General features: G+C 62.2%; 22 protein-coding genes. 8 read left to right on the forward strand and 14 right to left on the reverse strand.

The window, feature by feature from the left end; all coding sequences use genetic code 11:
- Positions 1 to 130 precede the first annotated feature (130 nt).
- The 4 genes from infA to trxB all read right to left on the reverse strand — a co-directional run bounded on the left by infA (position 131) and on the right by trxB (position 2,918).
- Positions 131 to 349 (reverse strand): translation initiation factor IF-1, encoded by a 219-nt coding sequence (gene infA / locus ACZYR5_RS23525; protein ID WP_002553999.1) that lies wholly within the window; start codon positions 347 to 349, stop codon positions 131 to 133.
- Between the two features lie 112 nt (positions 350 to 461).
- Positions 462 to 1,169: an arginyltransferase gene (locus tag ACZYR5_RS23530; protein ID WP_489091673.1), complete on the reverse strand. Its 708-nt coding sequence runs from the start codon at positions 1,167 to 1,169 to the stop codon at positions 462 to 464.
- A gap of 30 nt (positions 1,170 to 1,199) precedes the next feature.
- A complete protein-coding gene (aat, locus tag ACZYR5_RS23535) occupies positions 1,200 to 1,910 on the reverse strand; it encodes a leucyl/phenylalanyl-tRNA--protein transferase (RefSeq protein ID WP_489091672.1) in 711 nt (236 codons plus the stop codon).
- Positions 1,911 to 1,967: 57 nt separating this feature from the next.
- On the reverse strand, positions 1,968 to 2,918 hold the full coding sequence (gene trxB, locus ACZYR5_RS23540) for a thioredoxin-disulfide reductase (protein ID WP_489091671.1): 951 nt from the start codon (positions 2,916 to 2,918) through the stop codon (positions 1,968 to 1,970).
- A gap of 307 nt (positions 2,919 to 3,225) precedes the next feature.
- Between trxB and ACZYR5_RS23545 the strand changes: the two genes are divergently transcribed.
- The 6 genes from ACZYR5_RS23545 to cysG all read left to right on the forward strand — a co-directional run bounded on the left by ACZYR5_RS23545 (position 3,226) and on the right by cysG (position 10,847).
- Entirely contained in the window at positions 3,226 to 5,631 is a 2,406-nt protein-coding gene (locus tag ACZYR5_RS23545) for a DNA translocase FtsK (RefSeq protein WP_489091670.1), read from the forward strand.
- Positions 5,632 to 5,689: 58 nt separating this feature from the next.
- Positions 5,690 to 6,313, forward strand: coding sequence for an outer membrane lipoprotein periplasmic chaperone LolA (gene lolA, locus ACZYR5_RS23550; protein WP_489091669.1), 624 nt, complete (start codon positions 5,690 to 5,692; stop codon positions 6,311 to 6,313).
- Positions 6,314 to 6,458: 145 nt separating this feature from the next.
- Entirely contained in the window at positions 6,459 to 7,784 is a 1,326-nt protein-coding gene (locus tag ACZYR5_RS23555) for a replication-associated recombination protein A (RefSeq protein ID WP_489091668.1), read from the forward strand.
- Positions 7,781 to 8,155: a fluoride efflux transporter CrcB gene (gene crcB / locus ACZYR5_RS23560; protein ID WP_027616032.1), complete on the forward strand. Its 375-nt coding sequence runs from the start codon at positions 7,781 to 7,783 to the stop codon at positions 8,153 to 8,155. The genes ACZYR5_RS23555 and crcB overlap by 4 nt, the downstream gene beginning before the upstream one ends.
- Positions 8,156 to 8,171: 16 nt before the next feature.
- The gene (serS, locus tag ACZYR5_RS23565; protein ID WP_489091667.1) at positions 8,172 to 9,452 is read left to right on the forward strand and encodes a serine--tRNA ligase; all 1,281 of its coding nucleotides are present in this window, start codon (positions 8,172 to 8,174) and stop codon (positions 9,450 to 9,452) included.
- Positions 9,453 to 10,847 carry a siroheme synthase CysG gene (gene cysG, locus ACZYR5_RS23570; protein ID WP_489091666.1) on the forward strand — a complete coding sequence of 465 codons (1,395 nt, stop codon included), beginning with the start codon at positions 9,453 to 9,455 and terminating at the stop codon, positions 10,845 to 10,847. It begins immediately after the preceding gene.
- 91 nt (positions 10,848 to 10,938) lie between these two features.
- On the opposite strand, the gene ACZYR5_RS23575 is transcribed toward cysG, so the two are convergent.
- The 8 genes from ACZYR5_RS23575 to ACZYR5_RS23610 form a co-directional block, all read right to left on the reverse strand.
- Positions 10,939 to 11,946: a glutathione S-transferase family protein gene (locus ACZYR5_RS23575; protein WP_489091665.1), complete on the reverse strand. Its 1,008-nt coding sequence runs from the start codon at positions 11,944 to 11,946 to the stop codon at positions 10,939 to 10,941.
- A gap of 89 nt (positions 11,947 to 12,035) precedes the next feature.
- Positions 12,036 to 13,037 carry a glycosyl transferase family protein gene (locus tag ACZYR5_RS23580; RefSeq protein ID WP_489091664.1) on the reverse strand — a complete coding sequence of 334 codons (1,002 nt, stop codon included), beginning with the start codon at positions 13,035 to 13,037 and terminating at the stop codon, positions 12,036 to 12,038.
- Complete coding sequence (locus tag ACZYR5_RS23585; RefSeq protein WP_489091663.1) at positions 13,034 to 13,369, reverse strand: TusE/DsrC/DsvC family sulfur relay protein; 336 nt, start codon at positions 13,367 to 13,369, stop codon at positions 13,034 to 13,036. The genes ACZYR5_RS23580 and ACZYR5_RS23585 overlap by 4 nt, the downstream gene beginning before the upstream one ends.
- On the reverse strand, positions 13,366 to 13,665 hold the full coding sequence (gene tusB / locus ACZYR5_RS23590; protein WP_489091662.1) for a sulfurtransferase complex subunit TusB: 300 nt from the start codon (positions 13,663 to 13,665) through the stop codon (positions 13,366 to 13,368). Before tusB ends, ACZYR5_RS23585 begins: the two co-directional genes overlap by 4 nt.
- On the reverse strand, positions 13,665 to 14,027 hold the full coding sequence (tusC, locus tag ACZYR5_RS23595) for a sulfurtransferase complex subunit TusC (RefSeq protein ID WP_489091661.1): 363 nt from the start codon (positions 14,025 to 14,027) through the stop codon (positions 13,665 to 13,667). Before tusC ends, tusB begins: the two co-directional genes overlap by 1 nt.
- Before the next feature lie 3 nt (positions 14,028 to 14,030).
- On the reverse strand, positions 14,031 to 14,423 hold the full coding sequence (gene tusD / locus ACZYR5_RS23600) for a sulfurtransferase complex subunit TusD (RefSeq protein ID WP_489091660.1): 393 nt from the start codon (positions 14,421 to 14,423) through the stop codon (positions 14,031 to 14,033).
- A 64-nt stretch (positions 14,424 to 14,487) separates the two neighbouring features.
- Entirely contained in the window at positions 14,488 to 15,192 is a 705-nt protein-coding gene (locus ACZYR5_RS23605; protein WP_489091659.1) for a YoaK family protein, read from the reverse strand.
- A gap of 3 nt (positions 15,193 to 15,195) precedes the next feature.
- Entirely contained in the window at positions 15,196 to 15,525 is a 330-nt protein-coding gene (locus ACZYR5_RS23610) for a DUF6388 family protein (protein WP_489091658.1), read from the reverse strand.
- A gap of 154 nt (positions 15,526 to 15,679) precedes the next feature.
- Between ACZYR5_RS23610 and ACZYR5_RS23615 the strand changes: the two genes are divergently transcribed.
- A complete protein-coding gene (locus tag ACZYR5_RS23615) occupies positions 15,680 to 16,018 on the forward strand; it encodes a hypothetical protein (RefSeq protein WP_489091657.1) in 339 nt (112 codons plus the stop codon).
- Positions 16,019 to 16,021: 3 nt separating this feature from the next.
- Here ACZYR5_RS23615 and lpxH read toward each other — a convergent pair whose 3' ends face one another.
- Both lpxH and ACZYR5_RS23625 read right to left on the reverse strand, forming a co-directional pair.
- Positions 16,022 to 16,774 carry a UDP-2,3-diacylglucosamine diphosphatase gene (gene lpxH, locus ACZYR5_RS23620; RefSeq protein WP_489091656.1) on the reverse strand — a complete coding sequence of 251 codons (753 nt, stop codon included), beginning with the start codon at positions 16,772 to 16,774 and terminating at the stop codon, positions 16,022 to 16,024.
- Complete coding sequence (locus ACZYR5_RS23625) at positions 16,771 to 17,274, reverse strand: peptidylprolyl isomerase (protein ID WP_489091655.1); 504 nt, start codon at positions 17,272 to 17,274, stop codon at positions 16,771 to 16,773. Before ACZYR5_RS23625 ends, lpxH begins: the two co-directional genes overlap by 4 nt.
- Positions 17,275 to 17,524: 250 nt before the next feature.
- Here ACZYR5_RS23625 and ACZYR5_RS23630 point away from each other — a divergent pair, with 250 nt between their 5' ends.
- Complete coding sequence (locus tag ACZYR5_RS23630) at positions 17,525 to 19,222, forward strand: glutamine--tRNA ligase/YqeY domain fusion protein (protein WP_489091654.1); 1,698 nt, start codon at positions 17,525 to 17,527, stop codon at positions 19,220 to 19,222.
- Positions 19,223 to 19,225 lie beyond the last annotated feature (3 nt).

The raw sequence follows: 19,225 nt of genomic DNA on the forward strand, positions 1-19,225 counted from the left end.
GCGTGTCAGCTATATGAATGTTGGCAGTTATGACGCCATCGCGAGCAAGCTCGCTCCTACAAGGGAGCGAATCCCAAATCCCGCGCAAACAAAAACGCCCGGCAGAGCCGGGCGTCTTGTATTGACTTGATTAGCGAGCGCGGTAAGTGATGCGCCCTTTGCTCAAGTCATAGGGCGTCAGTTCGACGCGCACTTTGTCACCGGTAAGAATACGAATGTAGTTCTTGCGCATCTTGCCGGAAATATGCGCGGTTACGACGTGCCCATTTTCCAACTCCACGCGAAACATGGTGTTGGGCAGGGTGTCGACGACAGTGCCTTCCATTTCGAAGCTGTCTTCTTTCGACATGCAGTAAAGCCCTCGGTGTCCAATGAATGGCCCGGTGCAACTGCGCCAGGCAAAAGCGGCGTGCATTGTGCCCGAAAAAGGGGGTTCAAGCCAAGAGCTTTAGGGGAAGACCTTAATTCAGAACCACCCAGCGCTGGTTGATCAGCAGTTCGATCGGGCGATATTGGGTCTTGTAGTTCATTTTTTTGCAGTTCTTGATCCAGTACCCGAGGTACACCGCGTCCAGGCCCAGGCGGTGAGCTTCGCCGATCTGCCAGAGGATTGCGTAGCGTCCCAGGCTGCGGCGTTCTTCTTCAGGCTCGTAGAAGGTGTAGACCGCTGACAGGCCATTGGGCAGCAGGTCGGTCACGGCGATCGCCAGCAGGCGGCCTTCGAGGCGGAACTCGTAAAAGCGCGAAAACGGCAAGTCGCGGACCAGGAAAGTGGAAAACTGGTCACGGCTGGGCGGGTACATGTCGCCATCGGCGTGGCGTTGTTCGATGTAGCGCTGGTAGAGGTCGAAATACTCTTCGCTGAACCCCGGTTTTGCCGGGCGCACCTGCAAGTCGGCATTACGCTTGAAAATGCGTTTTTGCTGGCGATTGGGGCTGAACTGCGCCACCGGAATGCGTGCCGGAACGCAGGCGTTGCAGTTCTGGCAATGGGGGCGGTACAGATGGTCGCCGCTACGGCGAAAGCCCATTTCCGACAAATCCGCGTACACGTGCACGTCCATCGGCTGGCTGGGGTCGAGGAACAGTGTGGTCGCCTGCTCATCCGGCAAATAGCTGCACGAGTGGGGCTGAGTGGCATAAAACTTGAGACGCGCCAACTCGGTCATGAGTCAACCCTCGGGGGAGAAGCCGTTCAATCAAGTGTAAGCCAAGGGCGCAGAAGTCGCTTGGCAAACCCATGTCGCGCGGTTGGGTTGATCGAGGTGACGCGCCAGGTATCCGGCAAAGTCGCGGCGTGGAATCGAGCGGGCGCCCAAGCTGTGCAGATGCTCGGTGGGCATCTGGCAGTCGATCAGCACGAAGCCGGCCTCCTTGAGGTGCTGCACCAACAGGGCGAAGCCGACTTTCGAGGCGTTGTCGGCACGGCTGAACATCGACTCGCCGAAAAACAGCTGCCCCATTGCCAGCCCATACAGGCCGCCGACCAGCGTGCCGTTGTCCCAGACTTCCACGGAGTGGGCGTGGCCACGCTCATGCAATTGCAGATAGGCGTCCTGCATGGCGCCGGTGATCCAGGTGCCATCGGCATAATCCCGTGGTGCGGCGCAGGCGCTGATGACCGCGGCAAAGTCGCGATCGAAGGTCACCTGGTAGCGTTGCTGGCGCAGCAGTTTGGCGAGGCTGCGGGAGACGTGCAGCTCGTCGGGAAACAGCACGGTGCGCGGATCGGGCGACCACCAGAGAATCGGCTGGCCTTCCGAGAACCACGGGAAGCAGCCATGACGATAGGCCTGCACCAGGCGTTCGGCAGACAGGTCGCCACCGGCGGCGAGCAGGCCGTTGGGTTCGCGCAGGGCTTTTTCCAGCGGCGGGAAATCCAGGGAGTTGCGTTGTAGCCAAGTCAGCATGGTCTTTCGCTTGCAAGAGGGGAGGGCGGCGGCGATGGGCTGCCGCACTCCCATGGCTCAGTGGTCGTCGAGGTATTTTTCAGCGTCCAGCGCCGCCATGCAACCCGCACCGGCAGAAGTGACTGCCTGGCGATAGACATGATCGGCGACATCGCCGGCGGCAAATACCCCGGCAATGGCGGTCGCGGTCGCATTGCCCTCGCTGCCACCCTGGACGCGCAAGTAACCATCATGCATCGGCAATTGGCCGACGAACAGGTCGGTGTTGGGTTTGTGGCCGATCGCGATAAAAACGCCAGCCAGCGGCAGGTCGCGGGTTGCGCCACTCTGGCTGTCGCGCAGGCGAGCACCGGTCACACCGCTGGCATCACCCAGCACTTCGTCCAGATGCTGGTTCCAGTGCAGGCGGATATTGCCGTTGGCGGCTTTGTCGAAGAGTTTGTCCTGAAGGATTTTCTCGGCGCGCAGTTTGTCGCGGCGGTGGATCAGATGAACTTCCCTGGCGATGTTGGACAGGTACAGCGCCTCTTCGACGGCGGTGTTGCCGCCGCCAACCACCGCGACCACCTGGTTGCGATAGAAAAACCCGTCGCAGGTGGCGCAGGCCGAAACACCCTTGCCGGCAAAGGCGTCTTCCGAGGGCAGGCCCAGGTATTGCGCAGAGGCGCCGGTGGCAATGATCAACGCATCGCAGGTGTAGGTGCCGCTGTCACCGATGAGTTCGAACGGGCGCTGCTGCAACTTGGCGGTGTGGATGTGGTCGTAGACGATCTGTGTGTCAAAGCGCTTGGCGTGTTTTTGCATGCGCTCCATGAGGACGGGGCCGGTGAGGCCCTCGACATCGCCGGGCCAGTTGTCCACCTCGACCGTGGTGGTCAACTGGCCGCCTGCCTGCAGGCCGGTGATGACCACCGGTTTCAGGTTGGCGCGCGCGGCATACACGGCGGCGCTGTAACCGGCTGGGCCCGAGCCGAGGATGATCAGGCGTGAATGCTTCGCTTCGCTCATAAAAACACCTCATAAGCCTTTGTCACGAAAGACAATGCGTGCTCAAATTGAAGGGCATGCGTGTTACGTTTGACTATGCTGTAGCCCAGGGTCTGAAGCATGGCGTCACATGCACACACCCGTACAATGCAAGGTTGTAACAATGATTTTCATAAAAAAGCCGTGCGCGGTGTGTTTATAGAGACCGCGACGCAGTGTTAAAAGTAGTCCCTGTTGCGCCCGTGCACTTTTTTACCTGCCTGGATCGGGCAGTTTTTCATCGTCATTCAACAGATGGACGCGCCTCTGGCGCAGGAAAAGAAGCGTTTTGAAGAAATCCACCGCAGCACCTAAAACAGTCGTTCCGCTCTGGCGTCAACATCTGCACTACCGGCTCAAGGAAGGTGCGTTGATCGCCATCGGTGCCTTGTGCCTGTTCCTGATGATGGCCTTGCTCACCTATGGCAAGGATGATCCGGGCTGGAGCCATAACAGCAAGATCGACGACGTGCAGAACTTCGGCGGCCCGGCGGGCTCCTACAGCGCCGATATCCTGTTCATGGTGCTGGGTTACTTCGCCTATATCTTCCCGCTGCTGCTGGCGATCAAGACCTGGCAGATCTTCCGTCAACGCCACGAGCCGTGGGAGTGGAGCGGCTGGCTGTTCTCCTGGCGCCTGATCGGCCTGGTGTTCCTGGTGCTCTCGGGCGCGGCGCTGGCCCATATCCATTTTCATGCACCCACCGGTCTGCCGGCCGGTGCCGGCGGTGCGCTGGGCGAAAGCCTCGGCGACCTGGCGAAGAATGCGCTGAATATCCAGGGCAGCACCCTGATGTTCATTGCCCTGTTTTTGTTCGGCCTGACCGTCTTTACTGATCTGTCGTGGTTCAAGGTCATGGACCTGACCGGCAAGATTACCCTCGACCTGCTGGAACTGTTCCAGGGCGTGGCCAATCGCTGGTGGGCCGCGCGCACCGAACGCAAGCGACTGGTCGCGCAATTGCGCGAAGTGGATGACCGGGTCAACGAAGTCGTGGCGCCGACCGTCACCGACAAGCGCGAGCAGGCCAAGGTCAAGGAGCGCCTGATCGAGCGGGAGCAGGCCCTGAGCAAGCACATGTCCGAGCGCGAGAAGCAGGTGCCGCCGGTCATTGCCCCAGCCCCGCCCAAGCCGGCAGCGCCGAGCAAACGTGTGGAAAAAGAGAAGCAGGCACCGTTGTTCGTCGACAGCGCCGTGGAAGGCACCTTGCCACCGATCTCGATTCTCGACCCGGCGGAAAAGAAACAGCTCAACTATTCGCCTGAATCCCTGGCGGCAGTCGGCCACTTGCTGGAAATCAAGCTCAAGGAGTTCGGGGTCGAGGTCGCGGTGGATTCGATTCACCCGGGCCCGGTAATTACCCGTTACGAGATTCAACCGGCCGCCGGGGTCAAGGTCAGCCGCATTGCCAACCTGGCCAAGGACCTGGCGCGTTCGCTGGCAGTGACCAGTGTGCGGGTGGTGGAAGTGATCCCGGGCAAGACCACCGTGGGCATCGAGATTCCCAACGAAGACCGGCAGATCGTGCGCTTCTCCGAAGTGCTGTCGACGCCGGAGTTCGACAACTTCAAGTCGCCGGTCACCCTGGCCCTGGGCCACGACATCGGCGGCAAGCCGATCATCACCGACCTGGCGAAGATGCCGCACTTGCTGGTAGCCGGTACCACCGGTTCCGGTAAGTCGGTGGGCGTCAATGCAATGATCCTGTCGATCCTGTTCAAGTCGGGCCCGGAAGACGCCAAGCTGATCATGATCGACCCGAAAATGCTCGAATTGTCGATCTACGAAGGCATTCCGCACCTGCTGTGCCCGGTGGTGACCGACATGAAGGACGCCGCCAACGCCCTGCGCTGGAGCGTGGCCGAGATGGAGCGGCGCTACAAGTTGATGGCGAAGATGGGCGTGCGTAACCTCTCGGGCTTCAACCAAAAGGTCCGCGAGGCCCAGGAAGCTGGCACGCCGTTGACTGACCCGCTGTACAACCGCGAAAGCATCCACGACGAAGCGCCGCTGCTGAACAAGTTGCCGACCATCGTGGTAGTGGTCGACGAATTTGCCGACATGATGATGATCGTCGGCAAGAAGGTCGAAGAGCTGATCGCGCGGATCGCGCAGAAGGCCCGAGCGGCTGGTATCCATTTGATTCTCGCAACCCAGCGGCCGTCGGTGGACGTGATCACCGGTCTGATCAAGGCCAACATCCCGACGCGGATGGCGTTCCAGGTGTCGAGCAAGATCGACTCGCGGACCATCATCGACCAGGGCGGCGCCGAACAACTGCTGGGGCACGGTGACATGCTCTACATGCCGCCTGGCACCAGCCTGCCAATTCGCGTACACGGTGCGTTCGTTTCCGACGATGAAGTGCACCGTGTGGTGGAAGCCTGGAAGCTGCGCGGCGCACCGGAATATAACGACGACATCCTCAACGGCGTCGAAGAGGCCGGCAGCGGCTTCGAAAATGGCGGCGGTGGCGGTGAAGACGATGCGGAAACCGACGCGCTCTACGACGAAGCCGTACAATTCGTCCTGGAAAGTCGCCGGGCCTCGATTTCAGCGGTCCAGCGCAAGCTCAAGATTGGTTACAACCGCGCGGCGCGCATGATCGAAGCCATGGAAATGGCCGGGGTCGTGACCGCCATGAATACCAACGGCTCGCGTGAAGTCCTGGCCCCAAGCCAGGCACGCGACTGATCCGCGCCGCGTGGACACACGCGGCGCGTCATTCAAATGAATCTCTATGAGGACTCCCATGCGTCTGATCCGCATGTTGCTGTTGCCGGTATTGGCGTTGACCACGCTTTCGGCCCACGCCGATGACAAGGACGTGGCGCGCCTGACTCAGTTGCTGGAAAAATCCCAGACCCTGAGCGCCCGTTTTTCCCAGCTGACCCTCGATGGCAGCGGCACCCAGTTGCAGGAAACCCAGGGCCAGATGTCGCTGCAGCGCCCGGGCCTGTTCTACTGGCACACCGACGCGCCACAGGAACAGCTGATGGTCTCGGACGGCAAGAAAGTCACCCTGTGGGACCCGGACCTGGAACAGGTCACCATCAAGACCCTCGACCAGCGCCTGACCCAGACCCCGGCACTGCTGCTCTCCGGTGACGTGTCGAAGATCAGCCAGAGTTTCGACATCAGTGCCAAGGAAGCCGGCGGGGTGATCGACTTCACCCTCAAGCCGAAAACCAAGGACACCCTGTTCGACAACCTGCGCCTGTCGTTCCGCAACGGCCTGGTCAATGACATGCAGTTGATCGACAGCGTCGGTCAGCGCACCAATATCCTGTTCACCGGGGTCAAGGCCAACGAGCCAATCCCGGCTTCGAAGTTCAAGTTCGACATCCCCAAGGGTGCGGACGTGATCCAGGAGTAAGAGCATTCACACAAAACACTGTGGGAGCGAGCCTGCTCGCGAATACGTCGGTACATTCAGCATTGATCTGACTGATACAGCGCTTTCGCGAGCAGGCTCGCTCCCACAGGGATCTGACAGACCCAGTGAGGTTTCATAAGTTGTGATGGACCTGTTTCGCAGTGCCCCGATCGCCCAGCCCCTGGCCGCCCGCTTGCGCGCGACCAATCTGGACGAGTACGTCGGTCAGGAGCACCTGCTGGCGCGTGGCAAACCCTTGCGCGAGGCGCTGGAGCAGGGCGCCCTGCATTCGATGATTTTCTGGGGACCGCCCGGGGTAGGCAAAACCACCCTGGCGCGGTTGCTTGCGGAAGTCTCGGATGCGCACTTCGAAACCGTGTCGGCGGTGCTGGCCGGGGTCAAGGAGATCCGCCAGGCGGTGGAAGTGGCCAAGCAGCAGGCCGGGCAATACGGCCGCCGGACCATCCTGTTCGTCGACGAAGTGCACCGCTTCAACAAGTCGCAACAGGATGCGTTCCTGCCCTACGTGGAAGACGGCACGCTGATTTTCATCGGCGCGACCACCGAAAACCCGTCCTTTGAATTGAACAACGCCTTGCTCTCGCGTGCTCGGGTCTACGTGCTCAAGAGCCTCGACGAAGCGGCGCTGAACAAGCTGGTGCAGCGTGCCCTCAGCGAGGAACGTGGCCTCGGCAAGCGGCAACTGAGCCTCAGCGATGAAGGCTTCCAGATGCTGTTGTCGGCCGCGGACGGTGATGGCCGGCGCCTGCTGAACCTGCTGGAGAACGCATCCGACCTGGCCGAGGACCACAGCGAAATCGGCACCGAACTGTTGCAGAGCCTGCTGGGTGATACCCGGCGGCGCTTCGACAAGGGCGGGGAGGCGTTCTACGACCAGATTTCCGCGCTGCACAAGTCGGTGCGCGGCTCCAACCCGGATGGCGCGCTGTACTGGTTCGCGCGCATGCTCGACGGCGGTTGCGACCCGCTGTACCTGGCCCGGCGCGTGGTGCGGATGGCCAGCGAAGACATTGGCAACGCCGACCCGCGTGCGCTGAGCCTGTGCCTGGCGGCCTGGGATGTGCAGGAGCGCCTGGGCAGTCCGGAAGGCGAACTGGCGGTAGCGCAGGCGATTACCTACCTGGCCTGCGCGCCAAAAAGCAACGCGGTGTACATGGGCTTCAAGGCCGCGATGCGCAGCGCCGCCGAGCACGGCTCGCTGGAAGTGCCGCTGCACCTGCGCAATGCCCCGACCAAACTGATGAAGCAACTGGGTTACGGCGACGAATACCGCTACGCCCACGATGAGCCGGATGCCTATGCCGCCGGCGAAGACTATTTCCCCGAGGCGCTGGAGCCGCAGCCGTTCTACCGTCCGGTGCCACGCGGCCTGGAATTGAAGATCGGCGAAAAGCTCAATCACCTGGCACAGCTGGACCGATTGAGCCCCAGGCAGCGGAGAAAACCGTGATTCCCTTGATCCTCGCCGTCTCCGCCGGAGGCATTGCCGGCACCCTGTTGCGTTTCGCCACCGGCAACTGGATCAACGCCAATTGGCCGCGGCACTTCTATACCGCGACGCTGGCCGTTAATATCGTGGGCTGTCTGCTGATCGGCATCTTGTACGGCCTGTTTTTACTGCGCCCGGAAGTACCCATCGAGGTACGTGCCGGGTTGATGGTTGGCTTTTTAGGCGGCCTGACGACTTTTTCATCCTTTTCACTGGATACGGTACGCCTGCTGGAAAGCGGGCAAGTGCCGCTGGCCCTGGGCTATGCGGCGATTTCCGTATTCGGCGGGCTGCTCGCGACGTGGGCTGGCCTGTCCCTGACCAAACTTTGATAAACGAGAGACCGACATGCTCGATTCCAAACTGTTACGTAGCAACCTCCAGGACGTAGCGGACCGCCTGGCATCCCGTGGCTTTGTGCTGGATGTTGCGCGCATCGAAGCGCTGGAAGAACAGCGCAAGACCGTCCAGACCCGCACCGAAGCACTGCAGGCTGAACGCAATTCGCGCTCCAAATCCATCGGTCAGGCCAAGGCACGCGGCGAAGACATCGCACCGCTGATGGCTGACGTCGAGCGCATGGCCAATGAGCTGAGTGCCGGTAAAGTCGAGCTGGACGCGATCCAGACCGAACTGGATTCGATCCTGCTGGGCCTGCCCAACCTGCCTCACGAATCGGTGCCGCTGGGCGCAGACGAAGACGGCAACGTCGAAGTGCGCCGCTGGGGCACGCCGACCACCTTCGATTTCGAGGTCAAGGACCACGTCGCCCTCGGCGAGAAGTTCGGCTGGCTGGACTTCGAAACGGCGGCCAAGCTGTCCGGCGCCCGTTTTGCCCTGCTGCGCGGCCCGATCGCCCGCCTGCACCGCGCCCTGGCGCAGTTCATGATCAACCTGCACGTCAACGAGCACGGCTACGAAGAGGCCTACACCCCGTACCTGGTACAAGCGCCGGCCCTGCAGGGCACTGGCCAGCTGCCGAAGTTCGAGGAAGACCTGTTCAAGATCGCCCGCGAAGGCGAGGCTGACCTGTACCTGATCCCGACCGCCGAAGTGTCGCTGACCAACATCGTCGCTGGCGAAATCGTCGACGCGAAATCGCTGCCGATCAAGTTCGTCGCCCACACCCCATGCTTCCGCAGCGAAGCCGGTGCTTCGGGCCGTGACACCCGCGGGATGATCCGCCAACACCAGTTCGACAAGGTCGAGATGGTGCAGATCGTCGAGCCGTCGACTTCCATGGAAGCGCTGGAAGGCCTGACCGCCAACGCCGAGAAAGTCCTGCAACTGCTGGAGCTGCCTTATCGCACCCTGGCGCTGTGCACCGGCGACATGGGCTTCAGCGCGGTCAAGACCTATGACCTGGAAGTATGGATCCCGAGCCAGGACAAATACCGCGAGATTTCCTCGTGCTCCAACTGCGGTGACTTCCAGGCCCGTCGCATGCAGGCGCGTTTCCGTAACCCGGAAACCGGCAAGCCTGAGCTGGTGCACACCCTGAACGGTTCTGGCCTGGCGGTCGGTCGTACCCTGGTGGCGGTGCTGGAAAACTACCAGCAGGCCGACGGTTCGATCCGTGTGCCTGACGTGCTCAAGCCGTACATGGGCGGCCTTGAGGTCATCGGCTAAATGGAATTTCTGCCGCTGTTTCACAACCTGCGCGGGCGCCAGGTGCTGGTGGTCGGTGGCGGCGAGATTGCCTTGCGCAAATCTCGCCTGCTGGCCGATGCCGGCGCGTTGCTGCGGGTGGTTGCACCCGAGATCGAGAGCCAGTTGCGTGAACTGGTGCAAGGCAGTGGCGGCGAACTGGTGGTGCGTGGATACCAGGAATCGGACCTCGACGGTTGCGGGCTGATCATTGCCGCCACCGACGACGAGTCGCTGAACGCCCGGGTCTCCGAAGATGCCCATCGGCGTTGCGTGCCAGTCAATGTGGTGGACGCGCCAGCCCTGTGCAGCGTGATTTTCCCGGCGATTGTCGACCGTTCGCCCTTGGTGATCGCGGTCTCGAGCGGCGGCGATGCGCCGGTGCTGGCGCGGCTGATCCGGGCCAAGCTGGAAACCTGGATTCCCTCGACCTATGGCCAGTTGGCCGGCCTGGCCGCGCGCTTTCGCCATCAGGTCAAGGGCTTGTTCCCGGACGTCCAGCAACGCCGGGCGTTCTGGGAAGATGTGTTCCAGGGGCCGATTGCCGATCGGCAACTGGCCGGGCAGGGCGCGGAGGCCGAGCGCCTGCTGCAAGCCAAGATCGCCGGCGAAGCCACGGCGGCGACTGGCGAGGTGTATTTGGTCGGTGCCGGTCCGGGTGATCCGGACCTGCTGACCTTCCGCGCCTTGCGCCTGATGCAGCAAGCGGACGTGGTGCTCTACGACCGTTTGGTCGCTCCGGCGATTCTCGAGTTGTGCCGGCGCGATGCCGAGCGTGTGTATGTCGGCAAGCGACGCGCCGATCACGCGGTCCCGCAGGACCAGATCAACCAGCACCTGGTGGACCTGGCCAAGCAGGGCAAGCGTGTGGTGCGGCTCAAGGGTGGCGATCCGTTCATCTTTGGCCGTGGCGGTGAAGAGATCGAAGAACTGGCGGCCAATGGCATCCCGTTCCAGGTGGTGCCGGGCATTACCGCAGCCAGTGGTTGCGCGGCCTACGCCGGGATTCCGCTGACTCACCGCGATTACGCGCAGTCGGTACGCTTTGTCACCGGGCACCTGAAGGACGGCACCTCGGACCTGCCCTGGAGCGACCTGGTCGCCCCCGCGCAAACCCTGGTGTTCTACATGGGCCTGGTGGGCTTGCCGATTATCTGCGAGCAGTTGATCGGCCATGGTCGTTCGGCAGATACCCCGGCAGCCTTGATTCAGCAGGGCACCACCGCCAACCAGCGGGTGTTCACCGGAACTCTGGGCAATCTGCCGGAGCTGGTGGCGGAGCATGAAGTGCATGCACCGACCCTGGTGATCGTCGGCGAAGTGGTCCAGCTGCGTGAGAAGCTGGCCTGGTTTGAAGGGGCGCAGGCGCAGGTCTGACCCCCATCAACTTCAGCGCGAGCAGGCTCGCTCCTACAGTTGATTGCAATTCCCCTGTAGGAGCGAGCCTGCTCGCGAAGGCGGCCTCGAATCAAACGAGAGTTCTACGCCAAACCCCTTTCCCGCTCAACCGCTGCCGATCATGCCCAGCGCCGAAAGCCTGCAGCGGCCCCTTCGGCACAATCCCCGTCGGATTGATGGTCTTGTGACTGCCGTAGTAGTGGTTCTTGATGTGGGTAAAGTCCACAGTCTCGGCAATCCCCGGCCACTGATACAACTCACGCAACCAATTCGACAGATTCGGGTAATCGGCAATCCGCCGCAGGTTGCACTTGAAGTGCCCGTGGTACACCGCGTCGAAGCGAATCAACGTGGTGAACAGGCGAATGTCGGCTTCGGTCAGGTACTCGCCGCTGAGGTAGCGGTTCGTATCGAGTAAAGCTTCGAGATGATCGAGCTCGGCAAATAACTCATCAAACGCACTTTCATACGCCTGTTGCGACGTGGCAAAGCCAGCGCGGTAAACGCCATTGTTGACTGCCGGATAGATGCGTTCGTTCAGCGCATCGATCGTTGCGCGCAACGGCGCGGGGTAGAAGTCCAGGTCATTGCCGGTCAACTCGTCAAAAGCGCTGTTGAACATGCGGATGATTTCCGCCGATTCATTGTTGACGATGCGCTGCTGTTGCTTGTCCCACAGCAGCGGCACGGTCACGCGCCCGGTGTAGTCGGCGGCGTCGGCGGTGTAGCGCTGGTGCAGGAACTGAAAGTGGTCGAGCGGATCGCCAGTGGCCCCCAGCTTCTTGTCGAAGGTCCAGCCATTTTCGGCCATCAGCCAACTGACCACCGACACGTCAATCAAGGCTTCCAGACCCTTGAGCTTGCGCAGGATCAGGGTGCGATGGGCCCAGGGGCAGGCCAGGGAGACGTAGAGATGATAGCGCCCAGGCTCCGCAGCAAACCCACCGACTCCGCTCGGGCCGGGCTGGCCGTCAGCGGTCAGCCAGTTGCGACGTTGCGCCTGTTCGCGCTGGAAGGCGCCGTCCTTGCTGCTTTCGTACCACTGGTCGCGCCATTGGCCTTCGACTAACAAACCCATGTCCAGACTCCTCTACCGATAAACATTGGAGTCGAGTGTAGGGCCATGGGTTCGAACTAAAAGCGCAAAGAGTGGGCGGGAATGATCGGTTAAATCGATTTGTCCCGGGCGTCCCAGTATTGCTGGGCAGTGATAAACGCCTGCTCGCGCGGGGTGCCGAGGCCACGCAAGGCCAGGGCCATGGTAGAAATCAGGGCCATTTGCGGGTAGCTGTCGACCACTTTGCCGCGCCACACGGCTTTCAGGTGCTCGGGGTCGAGGCTCGCCGGTTTGACGTGACGCTGCGCCGACAATTGCGGCCATTCCTCGTCCCAGCTGACGCCGCCGCTGCTGCCGTACAGGTGGCTGTCGGCGTCCGGGTTGATCTCGATCTCGCCGCCATCACCCTTGATCACGATCACGTTATCCCCCAGCAGGCCGCTGGCGTCGCGATGCACGCCCTGGTAGCCCGGATGGAAGATGCTCTGCAAGCCGCAGCGCGCGCCGAGTGGGTTGAGAATCCGTGCCAGTGAATGGATCGGCGAGCGCAGGCCGAGGGTGTTGCGCAGGTCGATCATCCGCTGCAACTGCGGCGCCCAGTCGCCCAGGGGCATGAACGCCAGGTTGCCTTGGGTCAGCGCGCTGTCGACTTGTTGCCAGGTGCGGCACAGTGGAATCTGCAGGAAGTCCAGCAACTGTTCGGTGTAAAGGCGCCCGGCGGTGTGCGCGCCGCCGCCGTGCATGAAGATGCGTACGCCGTTCTGCGCCAGGCACTTGGCCGCCAGCAGGTACCAGGGCAGGTGGCGTTTCTTGCCGGCGTAGGTCGGCCAATCGAGGTCGACCGCCAGCGACGGCGCGTCCAGGCGCTCGCGCAGGGCTTCAGTGAAGCCGGCCAGCTCTTCCGGGCTTTCTTCCTTGTGCCGCAACAGCATCAGGAACGCGCCGAGTTGGGTGTCTTCAACCTTATCGTCGAGCAGCATGCCCATCGCCTCGCGGGCTTCTTCGCGGGTCAGGCTGCGGGCGCCGCGCTTGCCTTTGCCGAGAATCCGCACGAAGGGCGCAAAAGGGTGTTCGGCGGGCGTTTCGGTGAGCAGTGGGGCGAAGTCGGTCATAGGCAATTCGTCGGTTTGGGCAGGCCCGCCAGCTTGGCGGCGAGTTTGGCGGGGGTGCCTTTGAATAGTTGGTTCAGGTGCAGGCTGTTGCCTTTGTCCACGCCCAGCTTGAGCGCGGTGTATTTGATCAGCGGCCGCGTCGCCGGCGACAGCTGGAACTCCGTATAGAAGCCGCGCAACAACTCGAGGACTTCCCAGTGCTCCGGGGTCAGCTCAAGCTCTTCAGCCGCTGCCAGGGCCTCGGCGACTTCAGCGGACCAGTCCGCCAGGTCCAGCAGATAGCCGTCCTTGTCCAGTTCGATGTGCCGTGTACCCACGGTCAGCGCATTCATAGCCAGCTGTTGACCTTGTCGTAGGCAATCGACAGTTCGACGAAGGCCGGGTAGTCGATGGCGGTAACCCCTGCAGGCACTTGCAAGCCCCGGGCCTGAACGTCTTCGTCCAGGGCCAGCACGCGCAAACCAGCGCCCCGCGCCTGCAATGCCTGCAGCGGCGCGGTGCCGGGTTGCAGGGCATAGACCGCATCGCCGGTGAGCAGCAGCCCATCGTTGGCGCCGATCAGGCGCAGGCAACTGGTCAGCCGGTCGTCGTTGAACGGTGAGTGAGACAAGACATGCAAAGTCGACATCAGAGGGTAATCACCTGGTCAAAACGATCGATAACGGCCGAGATCTGCCCGGCATCCAGTAGCTGCAGCTCGTCGAGGCTCAGGGCGTCGGGCGTCAGGCCACGGGCGCTGGCGCTGGCGGCGCAAACGAACAATTCTTCGATACCGAACAAACCCAGGGCCTGCAGGTTGGCGCTGAGGTCTTTCTGCTGCAGCGCCTTGGCGTTCTGGCCGCTGGCCAGCTGGAACACGCCATCGTCGAGAAACAGCAGGCCGATCGGCAAATCGAACGCGCCACCGGCGAGCACGATGTCCAGGGCTTCACGTGCGCTGGGGCCGGACCAGGGCGCCTGGCGGCTGACAATCAACAGGGATTTAGGCATGGCTCACGACCCTCCAAAGCAGATCAGGCGATCGGCGTCCTGCACCGCGTCGTGCAGTTGGCCGAGGCCGGACAATTCCCACGGCGCATCGACGTTGATCGCACTGCGCTGGTAGCGCTGGGCTTCGGCGGCGTCCAGCACGCCACGGCGCAGGGCGGCGGCAATGCACACCACCGCGTCGAGCTGGTTGGCGCTGACAAAGTCGCGCCACTGTCGCGCCAGGTCCGGTTCGTCCTGAGGCGTGACCAGACTGTTCGAGGCGTTATAGACGCCGTCCTGATAGAAAAACAGCCGCACAATTTCGTGCCCACCGGCCAGCGCCGCCTGGGCGAACAGCAGGGCGCGGCGCGAGGAGGGCGCGTGTGCAGCGGAAAATAGCGCGATGGCAAACTTCATGGCGAACTCTGAGGAAAATCTGCGGCCATGATAATGCTTTATCGATGCAGCGGCGAAGGGCGATTCAGCGCGGCATGTAGCCCAGTTGCCAGCGCCGTGGAATCTTCAGCGACGCGATGCCCAGCACCGCGGCGAGCAGGCCGCTGGCGTACAGGGCCTGCAGGCCGAAGCGCTGTTCGAGCACTGCGCCCAGCACCGCGCCGGCGAACATGCCGGTCCAGGGAATCAACTGCACGCGCCAGCCATTGCGCCGTTCGCCAAGCATCCAGCGCCCCAGCCCGCGACCGAAGCGCGACAGGGCGCCGGTGACGTAGGTCAGACCGATGGGCAGGCCGTTGACCTGCTCTACCGCAGCGTTGAGCATGCCCATGGCGATCACGGCTCCGACCAGCGCCGGGTAGCGGGCCTCGAACGGCCAGGCGGCAGCCATGCACAACAGCCCGGAAATACTCAGCATCAGCGGCAGGGCGCGCCGCCTGCCCATGCGGCTGACGATCACGCCCAGGGCATTGCCGATTACGAACATGAAGACCAATCCCAGCAGACGCAGGATCAGGTGCCAGTCACCGTCGCTGATCGCCACGGCCAGGCGGGTGGTGTTGCCGCTCATGAAGGAGACGAAGTCGCCGGTGGCCATGAAGCCGATGGCATCGGTCATGCCCGCCAGCACCGACAGGCTCGCCACCAGGCACAGGCCGATCCGCCCGCGCCACTTCTGGGTGTGGTGCAAAGCAGCGGTAGGTGTGCGGTGAGAGGCGGTAGGCAGCATCGCTTACTCCTTGATGCCGTTCAGTTCGCAATACGCCGGCCAGTCCATGCCGGCCATCTGCGCTACTTCCTTGTGCACCTCCAGGCGTTGCGCCTGAAAGTCCTCGGGGGTGGCGCTGGTCAGTTGCAGGGTCAGCTCCCAGGCGAACAAACCCAGGCGCTCGGCCTCGGCTTCGAAGGCTTCATGCAGGTGTTCGTTGCGAAACACTTCGAGGCTCTGGTGCTTGGCCTGGGCGGCCAGGGGATTGAGGTGGTCGAGTTCCTCGCGCAGCGCAGGGTGCGCATTGAGGAAGCGTTGCAGCGCCAGTTCGTGTGGCGATTGGGTTGGGGCCATGAATCTTCCTCGGTAAATAGGCAGTATGCGCAGCCTGGGGTAGCCGGTGTTGATCCGGGTCAGGCGTTTTTCCCCAGTTAAGCAGAGCCGGTGCATTTCGAGACAGCGTCGCAGGGTGATAGAGTCGGCGTTTTGCTCATTTTAAGGAAGCACAATGCGTATTTTGATGGTGGCACTGGCCGGTGTCCTGCTGGCGGGTTGTGCCGGGTCAACGATGAAACAGGCGCGCACCCAGGCGCCGAAGCAGACCTTGAGTTCGAACAAGGCCGATCTGATCGTTGCCCAGTGCGTGCAGTTTGCCTGGCAGGACGAGGACATGTTCGGCGTCGACGCCAGCGGTTACCTGGAGCCGAGCGAGGGCGGCGGTTACACGGTCTACACCCGTTCCGCCGAGGCCTTTATTGATGTGCAGGGTGGTTCGCTGAAGTATTACGCGGTTGAAGACAACTTTGTCGCCAAACGCCGCTTGGCGGCGCTGGCGACCTGTCTGTAAGGCTTATAGCTGGGGTAGGGCCGGCACTGCAGGCGGCAGGAAATCAAAGGCCGCCAGCTGGAAGCCCTGCTCGTCGACCTGCAGGGCCCAGCCCTGGCGGTCCCAGTCGCCGAGCACAATGCGCTTGGCCGCCTGGTCGCCGAGTTGCAGCTTGTGGATGGCCGGGCGGTGGGTGTGGCCGTGGACCAGGGTTTTCACCCCGTACTGCTGCATGATCCGCGGGACTTCCTCGGGGGTCACGTCGACGATGTCGTTGGCCTTGACCCGGGTTTGCGCGCGGCTTTCACTGCGCAACTTGCGCGCCAGCGCGTGGCGCGTGCGCAGCGGCAGGTGGCGCAGGATGAAGAGGGTCAGCGGGTTGCGCAGGGTGCGTCGCAGCTTCATGTAGCTGACGTCGCGGGTGCACAGGCTGTCGCCGTGCATCAGCAGCACCGGCTCGCCATAGAACTTCACCACGCTCGGGTCTGGCAGCAGGGTGCAGCCGGCGGCCTTGCAGAACGCCTTGCCGAGCAGGAAGTCACGATTGCCGTGCATCAGGAATAGGGCCGTGCCGCTGTCGCTGAGTTCGCGCAGGGCCTGGCAGATGGAGCGCTGGAACGGGCTCATGGCGTCGTCGCCAATCCAGGCCTCGAAAAAGTCGCCGAGGATGTACAGCGCACTGGCGGAGCGGGCGCGGGTGGCGAGCAGATTCAGAAACGCCCGGGTAATGTCCGGGCGCTCCTCTTCCAGATGTAAGTCTGAAATCAGCAATATCACTCAATGATCTCGGCTTTCTCGATGATCACGTCGTCTGCTGGTACGTCCTGGTGGCCGGACTTCATGGTGGTGGAAACACCCTTGATCTTGTCGACCACGTCGGTGCCGGCGGTCACTTTGCCGAATACTGCGTAGCCCCAGCCCTGCACGTTCTTGCCGCTGTGGTTGAGGAAGCTGTTGTCAGCCACGTTGATGAAGAACTGTGCGGACGCCGAATGCGGCTCCATGGTACGGGCCATGGCGACGGTGTACTTGTCGTTCGACAGGCCGTTGTCAGCCTCGTTCTGGATGCTTGGGCGCTTGTCTTTCTTTTCCTTCATGCCTGGCTCGAAACCGCCGCCCTGGATCATGAAGTTACCGATTACGCGGTGGAATACGGTGTTGGTGTAGTGACCGGCTTTGACGTACTCGATGAAGTTGGCCACGGTGATCGGGGCTTTCTCGGCGTTCAGGTCCAGGACGATTTCGCCATGGTTGGTGGTCAGTTTGACTTGGGTCATGATTACTACTCTTTCAAGGAATTCGTGGGTTTTGGGACAGCACGTCCCGGCACCGGTTCAGCCGTTGACGGCCAAGGTGCGCAGTTTAGCGCGACAGGCGCGAATTTCGAGGCTGTTTTTCAATGCGCGGCCAATAAAATCAGCAGTTTTGCCGCCTGCTCTGTCAGGGGCTCAAGCGCATCGGCTATGATAGCGGTTTTGTTTTGTCCGGCCCGTATCTAGGCCACGCACCCGTATGCCCAAGGATCCTATGAGCAAGCCCACTGTCGACCCTACCTCGAATGCCAAGACCGGCCCAGCCGTGCCGGTCAACTTCCTGCGGCCGATTATCCAGGCAGACCTGGACTCGGGTAAGCACACGCAGATCGTCACCCGTTTCCCGCCTGAGCCCAACGGCTACCTGCACATTGGTCACGCCAAGTCGATCTGCGTCAACTTCGGCCTGGCCCAGGAATTCGGCGGCGTCACCCACCTGCGTTTCGACGACACCAACCCGGCCAAGGAAGACCAGGAATACATCGACGCCATCGAAAGCGACGTCAAGTGGCTGGGTTTCGAGTGGTCGGGCGAAGTGCGCTACGCCTCGCAGTACTTCGATCAACTGCACGATTGGGCGGTCGAGCTGATTAAGGCCGGCAAAGCCTACGTCGACGACCTGAGCCCCGAGCAGGCCAAGGAATACCGTGGCAGCCTGACCGAGCCGGGCAAGAACAGCCCGTTCCGCGACCGTTCGGTTGAAGAAAACCTCGACTGGTTCGCCCGCATGCGTGCCGGTGAGTTCCCGGACGGCGCCCGCGTGCTGCGCGCGAAGATCGACATGGCCTCGCCGAACATGAACCTGCGCGATCCGATCATGTACCGCATTCGCCACGCCCATCACCACCAGACCGGCGACAAGTGGTGCATCTACCCGAACTACGACTTCACCCACGGTCAGTCGGACGCCATCGAAGGCATCACCCACTCGATCTGCACCCTGGAGTTCGAAAGCCACCGTCCGCTGTACGAATGGTTCCTGGAGAACCTGCCGGTGCCGGCCAACCCGCGCCAGTACGAGTTCAGCCGCCTGAACCTGAACTACACCATCACCAGCAAGCGCAAGCTCAAGCAGCTGGTGGACGAGAAGCACGTCAATGGCTGGGACGACCCGCGCATGTCGACGCTGTCGGGCTTCCGCCGTCGCGGCTACACGCCGAAATCGATCCGCAACTTCTGCGAAATGGTCGGCACCAACCGTTCCGACGGCGTGGTCGACTTCGGCATGCTCGAATTCAGCATCCGTGACGACCTCGACCACAGCGCCCCGCGTGCGATGTGCGTGCTGCGTCCGCTGAAAGTGGTGATCACCAACTACCCGGAAGACCAGGTCGAGAACCTTGAACTGCCGTGCCACCCGAAAGAAGACATGGGCGTGCGGGTATTGCCGTTCGCCCGTGAAATCTACATCGACCGTGACGACTTCATGGAAGAGCCGCCGAAGGGCTACAAACGCCTGGAACCGGCCGGTGAAGTGCGCCTGCGTGGCAGCTACGTGATCCGCGCCGACGAGGCGATCAAGGACGCCGACGGCAACATCGTCGAACTGCGCTGCTCCTACGATCCGCAAACCCTGGGCAAGAACCCGGAAGGCCGCAAGGTCAAGGGCGTGATCCACTGGGTACCGGCTGCGGCCAGCGTCGAGTGCGAAGTGCGCCTGTACGATCGCCTGTTCCGCTCGCCGAACCCGGAGAAGGCCGAAGACAGCGCCAGCTTCCTCGACAACATCAACCCTGACTCGCTGCAGGTACTCACCGGTTGTCGTGCAGAACCCTCGCTGGGCAATGCACAGCCGGAAGACCGTTTCCAGTTCGAGCGCGAAGGCTACTTCTGCGCGGATATCAAGGACTCGAAACCCGGTCAGCCGGTGTTCAACCGTACCGTGACCCTGCGTGATTCCTGGGGCCAGTGATTC

It is taken from the genome of Pseudomonas sp. F007 (genome assembly GCF_057814275.1).

Coding starts and splice junctions, on each gene's coding strand:
- ACZYR5_RS23585 (WP_489091663.1), bottom strand. CDS start 13,369: ATGAATGCGCTGACCGTGGGTACACGGCACATCGAACTGGACAAGGAC.
- ACZYR5_RS23580 (WP_489091664.1), bottom strand. CDS start 13,037: ATGACCGACTTCGCCCCACTGCTCACCGAAACGCCCGCCGAACACCCT.
- ACZYR5_RS23610 (WP_489091658.1), bottom strand. CDS start 15,525: ATGGCCCCAACCCAATCGCCACACGAACTGGCGCTGCAACGCTTCCTC.
- ACZYR5_RS23530 (WP_489091673.1), bottom strand. CDS start 1,169: ATGACCGAGTTGGCGCGTCTCAAGTTTTATGCCACTCAGCCCCACTCG.
- ACZYR5_RS23605 (WP_489091659.1), bottom strand. CDS start 15,192: ATGCTGCCTACCGCCTCTCACCGCACACCTACCGCTGCTTTGCACCAC.
- trxB (WP_489091671.1), bottom strand. CDS start 2,918: ATGAGCGAAGCGAAGCATTCACGCCTGATCATCCTCGGCTCGGGCCCA.
- ACZYR5_RS23615 (WP_489091657.1), top strand. CDS start 15,680: ATGCGTATTTTGATGGTGGCACTGGCCGGTGTCCTGCTGGCGGGTTGT.
- aat (WP_489091672.1), bottom strand. CDS start 1,910: ATGCTGACTTGGCTACAACGCAACTCCCTGGATTTCCCGCCGCTGGAA.
- infA (WP_002553999.1), bottom strand. CDS start 349: ATGTCGAAAGAAGACAGCTTCGAAATGGAAGGCACTGTCGTCGACACC.
- ACZYR5_RS23575 (WP_489091665.1), bottom strand. CDS start 11,946: ATGGGTTTGTTAGTCGAAGGCCAATGGCGCGACCAGTGGTACGAAAGC.
- serS (WP_489091667.1), top strand. CDS start 8,172: ATGCTCGATTCCAAACTGTTACGTAGCAACCTCCAGGACGTAGCGGAC.
- tusD (WP_489091660.1), bottom strand. CDS start 14,423: ATGAAGTTTGCCATCGCGCTATTTTCCGCTGCACACGCGCCCTCCTCG.
- ACZYR5_RS23625 (WP_489091655.1), bottom strand. CDS start 17,274: ATGACCCAAGTCAAACTGACCACCAACCATGGCGAAATCGTCCTGGAC.
- ACZYR5_RS23555 (WP_489091668.1), top strand. CDS start 6,459: ATGGACCTGTTTCGCAGTGCCCCGATCGCCCAGCCCCTGGCCGCCCGC.
- tusB (WP_489091662.1), bottom strand. CDS start 13,665: ATGTCGACTTTGCATGTCTTGTCTCACTCACCGTTCAACGACGACCGG.
- tusC (WP_489091661.1), bottom strand. CDS start 14,027: ATGCCTAAATCCCTGTTGATTGTCAGCCGCCAGGCGCCCTGGTCCGGC.
- lolA (WP_489091669.1), top strand. CDS start 5,690: ATGCGTCTGATCCGCATGTTGCTGTTGCCGGTATTGGCGTTGACCACG.
- ACZYR5_RS23630 (WP_489091654.1), top strand. CDS start 17,525: ATGAGCAAGCCCACTGTCGACCCTACCTCGAATGCCAAGACCGGCCCA.
- cysG (WP_489091666.1), top strand. CDS start 9,453: ATGGAATTTCTGCCGCTGTTTCACAACCTGCGCGGGCGCCAGGTGCTG.